Annotated in this window: 12 protein-coding genes; 5 read left to right on the top strand and 7 right to left on the bottom strand. The window is 65.7% G+C overall.

All coding sequences use genetic code 11. The features are described 5' to 3' along the window. The first annotated feature begins 266 nt into the window (after positions 1-266). Entirely contained in the window at positions 267-1,676 is a 1,410-nt protein-coding gene (locus tag HNE05_RS07575; RefSeq protein ID WP_173211629.1) for an amino acid permease, read from the top strand. A gap of 210 nt (positions 1,677-1,886) precedes the next feature. On the opposite strand, the gene HNE05_RS07580 is transcribed toward HNE05_RS07575, so the two are convergent. Both HNE05_RS07580 and HNE05_RS07585 read right to left on the bottom strand, forming a co-directional pair. Next, complete coding sequence (locus HNE05_RS07580) at positions 1,887-3,494, bottom strand: methyl-accepting chemotaxis protein (protein ID WP_173205119.1); 1,608 nt, start codon at positions 3,492-3,494, stop codon at positions 1,887-1,889. A 59-nt stretch (positions 3,495-3,553) separates the two neighbouring features. Next, positions 3,554-4,597: a metal-dependent hydrolase gene (locus HNE05_RS07585; RefSeq protein WP_173205123.1), complete on the bottom strand. Its 1,044-nt coding sequence runs from the start codon at positions 4,595-4,597 to the stop codon at positions 3,554-3,556. A 177-nt stretch (positions 4,598-4,774) separates the two neighbouring features. Between HNE05_RS07585 and HNE05_RS07590 the strand changes: the two genes are divergently transcribed. From HNE05_RS07590 to HNE05_RS07605, 4 genes are all read left to right on the top strand, one after another. Continuing rightward, positions 4,775-5,197, top strand: a complete 423-nt coding sequence (locus HNE05_RS07590) for a YciI family protein (protein WP_173205126.1) — start codon at positions 4,775-4,777, stop codon at positions 5,195-5,197. A 10-nt stretch (positions 5,198-5,207) separates the two neighbouring features. Continuing rightward, positions 5,208-5,624: a VOC family protein gene (locus tag HNE05_RS07595; RefSeq protein ID WP_173205129.1), complete on the top strand. Its 417-nt coding sequence runs from the start codon at positions 5,208-5,210 to the stop codon at positions 5,622-5,624. Between the two features lie 162 nt (positions 5,625-5,786). Continuing rightward, the gene (gene arfB, locus HNE05_RS07600; protein WP_173205132.1) at positions 5,787-6,200 is read left to right on the top strand and encodes an alternative ribosome rescue aminoacyl-tRNA hydrolase ArfB; all 414 of its coding nucleotides are present in this window, start codon (positions 5,787-5,789) and stop codon (positions 6,198-6,200) included. A 46-nt stretch (positions 6,201-6,246) separates the two neighbouring features. Further along, on the top strand, positions 6,247-7,221 hold the full coding sequence (locus HNE05_RS07605) for a diguanylate cyclase (RefSeq protein WP_173205135.1): 975 nt from the start codon (positions 6,247-6,249) through the stop codon (positions 7,219-7,221). Between the two features lie 136 nt (positions 7,222-7,357). Here the strand turns inward: HNE05_RS07605 and HNE05_RS07610 are convergent, their stop codons facing one another. From HNE05_RS07610 to HNE05_RS07630, 5 genes are all read right to left on the bottom strand, one after another. Continuing rightward, on the bottom strand, positions 7,358-7,975 hold the full coding sequence (locus tag HNE05_RS07610) for an eCIS core domain-containing protein (RefSeq protein WP_173205138.1): 618 nt from the start codon (positions 7,973-7,975) through the stop codon (positions 7,358-7,360). A gap of 136 nt (positions 7,976-8,111) precedes the next feature. Further along, positions 8,112-8,879 (bottom strand): phosphonate ABC transporter, permease protein PhnE, encoded by a 768-nt coding sequence (gene phnE, locus HNE05_RS07615; protein WP_173205142.1) that lies wholly within the window; start codon positions 8,877-8,879, stop codon positions 8,112-8,114. After that, on the bottom strand, positions 8,876-9,745 hold the full coding sequence (locus HNE05_RS07620) for a PhnE/PtxC family ABC transporter permease (RefSeq protein ID WP_420826993.1): 870 nt from the start codon (positions 9,743-9,745) through the stop codon (positions 8,876-8,878). Before HNE05_RS07620 ends, phnE begins: the two co-directional genes overlap by 4 nt. 163 nt (positions 9,746-9,908) lie before the next feature. After that, a complete protein-coding gene (locus HNE05_RS07625; RefSeq protein ID WP_173205148.1) occupies positions 9,909-10,706 on the bottom strand; it encodes a phosphonate ABC transporter ATP-binding protein in 798 nt (265 codons plus the stop codon). Then, a complete protein-coding gene (locus HNE05_RS07630; RefSeq protein WP_173205150.1) occupies positions 10,703-11,554 on the bottom strand; it encodes a putative selenate ABC transporter substrate-binding protein in 852 nt (283 codons plus the stop codon). Before HNE05_RS07630 ends, HNE05_RS07625 begins: the two co-directional genes overlap by 4 nt. Positions 11,555-11,602: the final 48 nt, after the last annotated feature.

Below are 11,602 nucleotides of genomic sequence, written 5' to 3' on the forward strand. Positions count from 1 at the left end.
CCGGATGCAATCCGGGAGCGGAGCTGCCTGTTCCCGGATTGCATCCGGGCTACGACGGGTGCGCTTTCTGTTGGGGCCTGGACAACTCGCCGACCTGACCTCGGGGTGTATACTGCGACCCGCTCCACAGGTGCCTGCAGGCCATGTGGGGCGCGGCCTATGGCCCAGATTGCCGTAATGGATCACGAGTCCGACGGCTCACTTCGACAGTCAGGTGACCCCATGCCTTGCACTTGCCTTGCCCTCCGTTCGCTGCGGAGCCTTCGCTGATGTCCGAACATCTGCACGCCGGCCCGCTCAAGCGCGGCCTGAAGAATCGCCATATCCAGTTGATTGCCCTCGGTGGCGCCATCGGCACTGGCCTGTTCCTCGGCTCGGCCGGGGTGCTGCAGAGCGCCGGGCCGTCGATGATCCTCGGTTATGCGATCGGCGGCTTCATCGCCTTCCTGATCATGCGCCAGCTCGGCGAGATGATCGTCGAGGAGCCGGTGGCCGGTTCCTTCAGCCACTTCGCCCACAGCTACTGGGGGCCGTTCGCCGGCTTCCTGTCCGGCTGGAACTACTGGGTGCTCTACGTGCTGGTCGGCATGGCCGAGCTCACCGCGGTGGGCAAGTACGTGCAGTACTGGTACCCGGGGATTCCTACCTGGGCCACGGCGGCGGCGTTCTTCGTGCTGATCAACGCGATCAACCTGGTCAACGTCAAAGCCTTCGGTGAAACCGAGTTCTGGTTTGCCATCATCAAGGTGGTGGCGATCATCGGCATGATCCTGCTCGGTTGCTACCTGCTGTTCAGCGGCGCCGGCGGCGAGCAGGCGAGCATCAGCAACCTGTGGAGCCATGGCGGCTTCTTCCCCAATGGCATCTCGGGCCTGGTGATGATGATGGCGATCATCATGTTCAGCTTCGGCGGCCTGGAACTGGTCGGCATCACCGCCGCCGAAGCGGACCAGCCGAAAACGGTGATCCCCAAGGCGATCAACCAGGTGGTCTACCGTATCCTGATCTTCTACATCGGCGCGCTGACCGTGCTGCTCTCGCTGTACCCCTGGGACAGCCTGGTGCAGACCCTCACCGCCGGCGGTGATGCCTACGGCAGCAGCCCCTTCGTGCAGATCTTCTCGCTGATCGGCAGCGACACTGCCGCGCATATCCTCAACTTCGTCGTGCTCACTGCCGCGCTGTCGGTCTACAACAGCGGTGTGTACTGCAACAGCCGCATGCTCTACGGCCTGGCCGAGCAGGGCGATGCACCTAAGGCGCTGATGAAGGTCAACAGCCGTGGCGTGCCGGTGCTGGCCATTGCCCTGTCGGCGGCGGTGACCCTGCTCTGCGTGCTGGTCAACTACCTGGCGCCGGAGGGTGCGCTGGAGTTGCTGATGTCGCTGGTGGTGGCGTCCCTGGTGATCAACTGGGCGATGATTAGCCTGACCCATATCAAGTTCCGCCGGGCCATGCAGGCCAGGGGCGTGGAGCCAAGCTTCAAGGCCTTCTGGTTCCCGCTGAGCAACTTCATCTGCCTGGCTTTCGTGCTGTTCATCTTGGGTGTGATGCTGCTGATTCCGGGGATTCAGGTGTCGGTGTATGCGATGCCGGTGTGGGTGCTGTTAATCTGGGTCTGCTACCGCATCAAGCTGGCGGCGGGTAGCCCGAGTGCCGAGGTCAGCAACCGCTGACACCTGCAGGCATGAAAAAGCCCGGCTCAGGCCGGGCTTTTTTCTGGGGGGCAAAGGAACTAGCAGTTGTAGCCCGGATGCAATCCGGGAGCGGGGCTGCCTGTTCCCGGATTGCATCCGGGCTACGACTGTAGGAGCGAGCTCTGCTCGCGAACTGGGTATCCGATAGAGCTTCGCGAGCAGAGCTCGCTCCTACGCAACAGAACGGAGCTAAGTCTGGAACTGCAGCACCGAGCTCTGCATGCTGCGCGCCACGCGGTCCAGGCTCTGCGCCGCATCGGCCAGTTCGTGCACGGTGCGGGTGTTGCTCTGTGACATCTGCGCGATATGTTCGACGCGCTGGGCCACTTCGCTGCTGGCCTTGCTCTGCTCGCTGATGGTGTGGGAAATCTCTTCCACCATCTCCGCAGCCCGCTGGGCGCCGCCACGGATCTCGTTGATCGATTCGCCGGCCTGGCGGGCCAGGGCCACGCCATCGTTCACCCGGTCTACGCCGGTCTGCATGCTGCTCACCGCCTGCTCGGTGCTGCTGCGGATGCGTTCGATCATGCCGGTGATTTCCTGGGTCGATTGGGCGGTGCGCGCCGCCAGGTTGCGCACCTCGTCGGCGACCACGGCAAAGCCTCGACCGGCCTCGCCAGCCCGTGCGGCCTCGATGGCGGCGTTGAGGGCGAGCAGGTTGGTCTGCTCGGCGATGCTCTTGATCACCTGGATGATCGAGTGGATTTCCTCGGATGACTGGCCCAGGGCGGTGATGGTGCTGGAGGATTCGTTGACCGCTTCGGCGATCCGACTCATGCCTTCCACTACGCCCATGATCACCTGGCCGCCGCTACTGGCCAGCTGTTCCGATTGCGAGGAAATGGCTTGGGCACTGCGGGCGTGGCCGGCAATCTGGTCGATGTTGTGGATCATCTCTTCCATGGCCGCGGCCATGCTGGTGGCGCTGTCCGATTCTTCGCTGGCGCTCTTGACGATGCTTTGCGACGCGCCGTTGAGGTTCTGCGCGGTGTGCTGCAGGGCTTCGCCCTCGTGGCGGATGCTGTCGATCATCTGCCGCAGGTTGCCCTGCATGTCGGCCAGGGCCTGTTGCAACTGGCCGGCTTCGTCGTTGCTGTCGATATGGATCACGCTGCGCAGATTGCCCTGGGCGATAGCCCTGGCCACCGCGATGGTCTTTTCCAGGGGCCGCAGTACGGCCTTCATCAGCTGGGTGGTGAGCAGGCAGAGCAGGCAGCAGACCACCAATATGCCGCCGATCAACAGCCAGGCCGCCTGGCGCACGGCGCCTTCGCTGTCGCTGCGGGTCTGCGCGGCGTGGTCTTCGATCAGCCCGCTGAGGGCCTCATTCTTTTCTTCCAGCACTTCGAAACTCTGGTCGAAGCCGACCATTTCGCTGCGCGCGGCCTGCGGGTCGGTCAGGGCCAGGGCGACGATGCGCTCGGCCTGGGTGATGTATTCGGTGAGTGCCGGCTGCGATTCGGCGATGGCCTGGCGGATGTTCTCGCTCAGCGGCAGCTTGGCGTTGTCTGCCAGGGTGCGCTGGAACCACTGGCTGTGTTCGCGCAGATCCGTGCGCACCTGCTCGGCTGCCGCGCTGTCACCGGGCTCGATGTAGAAGGCGGCGAGCACGTCGGCGCGCAGGGCGTCGTGCATCATGTCGCCTTCCAGGTGGTTGCGCAGGGCGCTGACGCTCAACTCGTTCTCGGCCAGCGCTGCCGCCAGCTGAGTCTGCCCCCAGAAGCCGATGCCGCCGAGCAGGGCGGCGGCAATCACGCTGATGGCGCCACAGGCGATCATTTTCTGGCGGATGTTCATGCTGGCCTCTCCAGTGTCGGCTTTTCGTCAAGCCTAGCTGAGATAAAGAGCGCCGGAGCTCAGGGTTTTCCTTGCAGGGCGTTGGCCCAACTCAGTAGTTGTACGGGCTCGCGGTCGTTCCAGATGCGCTGCCAGAGCACCAGCAGGTGTTCGGGCTGGCCACGCGAAAAGGGCAGGCGCTCGACGTTGGCTAGCGGCTGCCAGCGCCCATCGCGGCGCTCGGCGAAGATGAAGCGGAACGGGTGATAGCCGGTCATGCCCAGACGCAGGTCGGTGACGATCAGTTGATCGCCGATCTGGTCGTAGCGCAGCACATCGTGGGTGAACCAGGCCAGGCGTGCGTGCTGGGGCGAATGCTGCAGAGGCTTGGCCAGCGCCGTGCCACGCGGGATACGTTCCAGTTGTGGCGGTTTATCGTCGAGCCAGCCGACCAGGGCCTCGTGGTAGTGCTCACCGTCGATCACGATGACCCGCCAGAGCAGGCTGTTGAAGGGCGTCGGCGTGCTGAACAGCTGCTCGGCCTGGATGCCGCGCTGGGCCAGGACCTGTTCGACCTTCTGCTCGGCCATCCACTTGCCCGCCACGGTAAAGGCCAGGTACAGGCTGGACACACCCAGGGCGCAGATGGCCAGCCACTGCGGCCGCTCGCGCAGGCCACGCAGCAGGCCGGCAATCACCGCCACCAGCAAGGGCAGGGTGTACAGCGGATCGATGATGAACACCGAGGACCAGGCCACCGGCGGCAGGGCGATAGGCCAGAGCAGCTGGGTACCGTAGCTGGTAAAGGCATCCAGCAAGGGATGGGTGATCAGCGCCAGCCAGATGGTCAGGAACAGCCGTCGCGCCGAGTAACCGGGGTTGGGCTGCAGGCGCCGGGCGACCAGGGTAATCAGCAGGGCCAGGGCGCTGAGCACCAGCAGCGAATGACTGAAGCCGCGGTGATAGGTCATGTCGGCCACGGCGTCGCCGTAGTCGATCAGCACATCGAGATCCGGCAGGGTGCCGAGTATGGCGCCGTACAGCAGCGCGCGGCGGCCCTGCCAGCGGCCGAGCAACGCGCCCTGAATACTGGCGCCGAGCACCGCCTGGGTGAGCGAATCCATGCTGTTACCCCCTGGAAAAGTCAGCTGCTTAACTTACCGCCGAGTTGGTTTCCTGGCTTTGCAGAAATTCCGACTAAAAGTTTCAGCGACCTGTCGATTTGCCTGACAGCGGTTCGACTATTGGCTAGAACCGTTGCACAACTCGGTTCCTTTAATGACCAACAAGGAGAATCAACGATGCGATTCATGGTGATAGTCAAGGCCACTGCGGATTCGGAAGCCGGTGTGATGCCCAGCGAGGAACTGCTGGCGGCCATGGGCCAATACAACGAGGAACTGGTGGCGGCCGGCGTGATGAAGGCCGGCGAGGGGCTGCATCCGAGCAGCAAAGGGGTGCGGGTGAAGTTCTCCGGTAGCCAGCGCAGCGTGGTCGATGGCCCGTTCATGGAAACCAAGGAGCTGATCGCCGGCTTCTGGTTGTGGGAAGTGGAGTCGCTGCAGGCCTGCATCGACTGGGTCAAGCGCTGTCCCAACCCGATGCCGGGCGATTCGGAAATCGAGATCCGGCAGATCTTCGAGGCCGAGGATTTCGGCGCCGAGTTCACCCCCGAACTGCGCGAGCAGGAAGAGCGCCTGCGGGTGCAGATGAGCAAAACGTAAGGAGTCCATCATGAAAATCCATGCCTACCTGATCTTCAACGGCCAGTGTGCCGAGGCCTTCCGTTTCTACCAGGAGGTGCTCGGCGGCGAGCTGGTGGTGATGTCCTTCGGCGACAGCCCGGCCTGCAGTGACGTGGCGCCGGAGCACCGCGACCGCACCATGCACGCCAGCCTGAACACCGGCGGCGAGCTGCTGATGGGCTCAGACACCATGCCCGGTGATGCCTATGACGGCATTAAGGGCTGCCATATCTCGATCCAGGCCGATGACATGGTCCAGGCCGAGCGCCTGTATCGGGCGCTGTCAGCCCAGGGCTCGGTGCAGATGGAACTGCAGAAGACCTTCTGGGCCGAGGGCTTCGCCATGCTCACCGACCGTTTTAGCGTGCCGTGGATGGTCAACTGCACCGGCGACTGCCAGGGGTGAATGCCAGGCGGGGGTTGCCGTCCGGCCTCAAGGCAGCCCGGGAGACGACCGAGCCGTTCCGCTGGCTCTAGCGCCTGCAGCGGCGTGCGCGACGGGAACACGCGCGGGAACGACGGGCGCCGGGTTATCCTGAGCGCCCCTCAGCCGTTCCTGGCCCTGTCCATGCTGGTGATTTCCAACAGCGTCCACCTGCCTGACGATGAAGTCGAGCTGACCGCCATCCGCGCCCAGGGCGCCGGCGGGCAGAACGTCAACAAGGTGTCCAGCGCCATGCACCTGCGTTTCGACAGCCAGGCCTCCTCGCTGCCGCCGTTCTACAAGGAACGCCTGCTGGAACTGCGCGACAACCGTATCACCGCCGAAGGCGTGGTGATCATCAAGGCCCAGCAGTACCGCACCCAGGAGCAGAACCGCGCCGATGCCCTGGAGCGACTGGCCGAGCTGATCCGCAGCGCCGGCAAGACCGAGAAGGCACGGCGTCCGACCAAACCGACCCTGGGCTCGAAGAAGCGCCGCCTGGAAGGCAAGAGCAAGCGCGGGGCGATCAAGGCCGGGCGCGGCAAGGTGGACTTCTAGCGCCACCCGGCATAATTTCTGCGGCATAGCCTTGAGGAATGCCGCCATGCTCGACCCCATATTGCCCGCCGACGCGGATCACGCCGTGTACAAGACCCTGCTCGAGTCGACCAAGGCGATTCCCTGGAAGATCGACTGGAAGAGCATGACCTTTGCCTATATCGGCCCGCAGATCGAGCCGTTGCTGGGTTGGACGCAGCAGAGCTGGATCAGCGCCAACGACTGGGCCGAGCGCATCCATGAAGAGGACCGCGAGCGGGTGGTGAACTTTTGCATCGCCCAGTCGCAGTGCGGCATCGACCACGAGGCCGACTACCGGGCGCTGACCAAAAATGGCGACTACGTGTGGATCCGCGACGTGGTGCACGTAATGCGTGACGCCAACGGCGAGACCGAGGCGCTGGTCGGCTTCATGTTCGACATCAGCGAGCGCAAGAAGACCGAGGAACAACTGCTGGCTTTGCAGCGGCAGCTGGAGGAGTACTCCTACAAGGACGGCCTGACCGGAATCAACAACCGGCGCATGTTCGACTCGATCCTCGACATCGAATGGGGCAACGCCCAGCGTACCCGCCGGCCGCTGTCGCTGATCCTGCTGGATATCGACTACTTCAAGCAGTTCAACGACCACTACGGCCACATTCGCGGCGACGACTGTCTCAAACGCATCGGCCAAACCCTACAGAGTGCGGCGGCGCGCCCGCGCGACTGCGTGGCGCGCTTCGGTGGCGAGGAGTTCGTGCTGGTGCTGCCGGAGACCGACGGCGAGTCGGCGCAGAAGATCGCCGAGCGCTGTCGCAAGCTGGTGCGCAAGGAACAGATTGCCCACGAGCAGTCCAACGTGGCGCAGCTGGTGACGGTCAGTCTGGGCGTCGGCACCATCATTCCCGAAGCGCACGACACGCCGCTGGCCTTTATCGAGGCGGTGGATCGCCTGCTCTATCAGGCCAAGCAACAGGGCCGCGACCGCCTGCAGTATGGCCACTGCGGGGGAGGCGAAGCGGACGCCTGCCAGGCCTGACGGCCTCGCGAGCCGGAGGCGGGAGATCGTAGCCCGGATGCAATCCGGGACCTCAGGCGGCTCTGCCCCGGATTGCATCCGGGAATTCAGGCGGCCAACGCGCACCGCACCTATCACGCGCCTTTCTGACGAAGCCCTAGCGTGCCGGAGCGCGCTGCGCCACCTGGGCGCGCAGCGCACGGGTGACTTCGATTTGCAGCTTGTAGGCGGGGGCTTCGATGGCGTCGTGGTCGCGGGTGTAGCGGCGGGCGAATTCGCGCACGCCCCATTGCTGGTATTGCTGCACATGCAACAGCTCGTGGGCCCATAGCGCGAGGTTGTCCTGCGCGTCTGCGGCGTTACGGAAAACGATGATGTCGATCAGCGTCACCGCCTGCACATCGGGGTTCTGCAGCATGGTGTTGGCGGCGCTCAGGGTTTCGCCGTCACCCACCTTGTAGCGCGCCGCGTCGAGTACGCCGATGCCGTAGTAGGGCTCCAGTTGGGCGCGGATATGCAGGGGGATGGGCAGGGTGCCGCTGGCTGCCGCCGTCTCGCGTGACTGCAGCAGCCATTGCTCCAGGCCCGAGGCGGCCATCTGGCTGACGTCTTCGTAGAGCACCTCGATGTCCGCCTGACTGATCGGCGCACAGAAGCACACCACCGCACAGACCTGCTGCTGCCCGCTCGGGCAGGCCAGCACCGAGGCGGCCAGGCCGAGCCCGCCAAGCAAGGCGGTCAGGCGAAAGGGGCGACGTGAGAAAACAGAAGGCAAGGACAGCTCCCGAAACAATGATGACCGGCCCGTGCCGCCTGAGCGGTGCCGCGCCGGGTTGGACAGTGGTGACCAGCTTTGGTGCCGAGTAGGGCGGGTGAAACCCGCGTGGCGCGCACCGCGGGTTTCACCCGCCCTACGCCCGTACCCAGCGCTGCCGCGTCCAGCCGCTCAGCACATCGACGCCGAAAACCAGCACCAGCATGGCCAGGATCACCGTGCTGGCCTGGGCCTCCTGGAACAGGCTGAGGCTGACGTAGAGCATCTGCCCCAGGCCGCCGGCGCCGACGAAGCCGAGTACGCTGGCCATGCGGATATTGTTTTCCCAACGGTACAGGCAGTAGGCCAACAGCTGTGGCCACAGGTTGGGCAGGGTGCCGTAGCAGAACGCCGCGACCTGGCTGCCGCCCTGCAAACGAATTGCCTCGGCCGGTGCGGTCGGGGTGTTTTCCAGCGCCTCGGCGAACAGGCGGCCGAGTACGCCTGCGGTATGCAGGGCCAGGGCCAGGGTGCCGGCATTTGGACCTAGGCCTGCGGCCAGCACCATCAGCGCGGCCCAGACCAACTCGGGAATAGCGCGCAGGGCATTCAGTAGCAAACGCGCGGCGCTCTGCAGCGACCAGCCGAAGCGCCCGGCGGCGGGCAAGGCCAGCAACAGGCCGAACACCGCCGCGAGCAGGGTGCCGAGGGCCGACATGGCCAGGGTTTCCATTGCGCCACGGCCGATGGCGGCGAGGTGCGCGGTGCTCAGGTCCGGGCTGAGAAAACGCCGCACATAGCCGGCCATCTGGCCCAGGCTGTCGCCCTGGATCAGCACGCCCAGGTCGATGCCCAGATAGGCAAACGAGGCGATCACCGCCGCGCCGATGCCGAGCAGCAGCAACAGGTTGATCAGCCGGTTCATGCCAGCCTCCCGCGCAGCACGCGGCTGAGCTGGTCGGCCAGCAGCACCAGCAGCAGGAAGGTCAGCAGCATGCTGGCCACTTCACCGCCGGCGAACATGCGCATCGACAGGTCGATCTGCTGGCCCAGGCCGCCGGCGCCGACGAAGCCCATCACCACCGAGGCGCGGATCGCGCATTCCCAGCGGTACACCGTGTAGGAGGTCAGCTCCGCCGCGGCATTCGGCAGGATGCCGTAGACGAAGGCCGCCAGCCGGCCGCTGCCGGCTTGGAGCAGGGCGTGGGCCGGACGCTGGTCGACCGACTCGAAGATTTCCGCATAGACCTTGCCGAGCATGCCGCTGTAGGTGATGGCAATGGCCAGCACCCCGGCGGTGGGGCCGAGGCCGACGGCACGGACGAACAGCAGGGCCCAGACGATTTCCGGCACGCTGCGCAGGAAGATCAGCAGGCCGCGCACCGGCCAGCGCAGCAACTGCGCCAAGGGTTTGGGGCGCCCGCCGCGGGCGGCGGCGGACAGCGACAGCGCGCGGCTGGCCAGCAGGCTGGCCGGAATCGCCAGGAGCAGGGCCAGGGCCATGCCGGCAGTGGCGATGGCCAGGGTCTGCAGGGTGGCGTCGAGCAACAGCTGGAGGAAGTCCGGGGCATGCGCCGGCGGCCAGAAGGCGGCGACGAAACGGCCCATCTCGCTCTGGCTGTCGGCCTGCAGCAGCACGCCCAGATCCAGCTCGCTCATGCGCATACCCGGCCACAACAGGGCCAGCGCCAGCAGGGTCAGCAGCAGGCGTGGCAGGGCGGCCGGGTCGCGACTCAGCATTGCGCGGTTCCAGTGCGGTACAGGTTTTCTGGGGGAGCGGCCGGGCGGCATTCCGCTTTAGCCGCGAATGGTGCAGCGCAAAGGCATCGCGGCTGAAGCCGCTCCCACGCTGTCCGGTCCTGCTTTTGTAGGAGGGGCCTTGGCCGCGACCCGGGCAGCGCAAGAGCGTCGCGGCCAAGGCCCCTCCTACAGGCGACTGCAAAAGTAGTGGTATTCAGCATCGCGGGATCTGCAGGCTCAGGGTCACGCTGGGCGCGGGCGGTGAGAGCAGTTGCTCATTGGCATACAGGGCGTCGAGCTGCGCCTGGTCGACTTCGCTGGCAGGGCGGTCGAAGAGGATCTGTCCGTCACGCAGGCCGATGATCCGCGGGAAGTGGGCCAGGGCCAGCTCCACCGCATGCAGGCTGGCGACCAGGGTCACGCCGTGCTGTTCGGCATGCCGGCACAGTACGTTCAAGGTGTGCTCGGCCAGCACCGGGTCCATGGCCGACACCGGCTCGTCGGCCAGCAGCAGTTCGGGGGCCTGGTACAGCGCGCGGGCGATGCCGACGCGCTGCAACTGGCCGCCGGAAAGCTGCTGGCACTGGGCGAACAGCTTGTCGGCCAGGTCCAGTTTGGCCAGCTCGCGGCGAGCGCCGGGAACATCCACGGGATGCAGCAGATTCAGCAGGCTCTTGCCCAGGCTCCACTGACCGAGCTTGCCGGCCAGTACGGCGGTAACCACCCGTTGCCGCGCCGGCAATGGCGGCGCCTGGTGGATCAGGCCGATACGCGCGCGCAGGCGTTGGCGTTGGCGGCTGGACAGTTGCCAGGGCTGCTCGCCGAGCAGCTGAATCTCGCCGCTGCTCGGTTGCAGGGCGCTGGCCAGCAGGTTGAGCAGGCTCGACTTGCCGGCCCCGGACGGGCCGATGATGGCGACCCGCTCGCCGGCGGCGATGTGCAAGTCCACGCCGCGCAGGGCGTGGACTCCGTTGCCGTGGCTGAGGCGGGCGCCGGACAGGCGCAGGGTCATTTCAGCAGGTCGGCGGCGCGGGCGGCGTCCTCGATGCCTTTGTAGTTCTCCGGCTTGGTCTCGATAAAGCGGCTGGCGGCCTGCAGGTCGAGGATCGCCTTGTGCTCCGGGTTGGCCGGGTCGAGGGCGAGGAAGGCGGCCTTGATCTTCGCGGCCAGGGCCGGGTCGAGGCTGCCACGCACGGTCCAGTTGTAGTCGTAGTAGGTCGGGGTGGTGGCGAAGACTTTGACCTTGCTGGTGTCGACCTTGCCGGCGGCGACCAGCTTGTCCCACACGCTGGCGTTGAGCACGCCACCGTCGACCTTGCCGGCCTGCACCCAGGCGGCGGTGGCGTCATGGGCACCGGAGTAGCCGACGCGGCTGAAGAAGGTTTCCGGCTTGATGCCGTCCTGCAGCATGAAGTAGCGCGGCATCAGACTGCCGGAGGTGGAGGACACCGAACCGAAGGCGAAGGTCTTGCCCTTGAGGTCGGCCAGGGATTTCACGTTGGCGTCTGCGGTGATGAACTTGCTGGTGAACTGGGCGTCCTGCTCGCGCTGTACCAGCGGGATGGCGTTGCCGGTTTTCAGGCGTACCTGAACGAAGGTGAAACCGCCGAGCCAGGCCAGGTCCAGGCGGTCGGTGGCCAGGGCTTCGACCACGGCCGGGTAGTCGGCGACCGGGACGAATTCGACTTTCATGCCCAGCTGCTGCTCCAGGTAGGCGCCCAACGGCTTGAACTTGCGCAGCAGTTCGGTCGGCGCTTCGTCGGGAATGGCGGAGACGCGCAGCACGTCGGCGGCCTGGGTCAGGCTGGCGGACAGGGACAGGGCAAAGCCGGCGGCGAGCGCCAAAGTACGCTTGAGCATGGGAGTTCTCCGGTTCAATAGCGGAAAAAACGAGGGACAACGGGCGAG

Origin of the sequence: Pseudomonas campi (assembly GCF_013200955.2) — a bacterium.
GTDB classification, from domain to species: Bacteria; Pseudomonadota; Gammaproteobacteria; order Pseudomonadales; family Pseudomonadaceae; genus Aquipseudomonas; species Aquipseudomonas campi.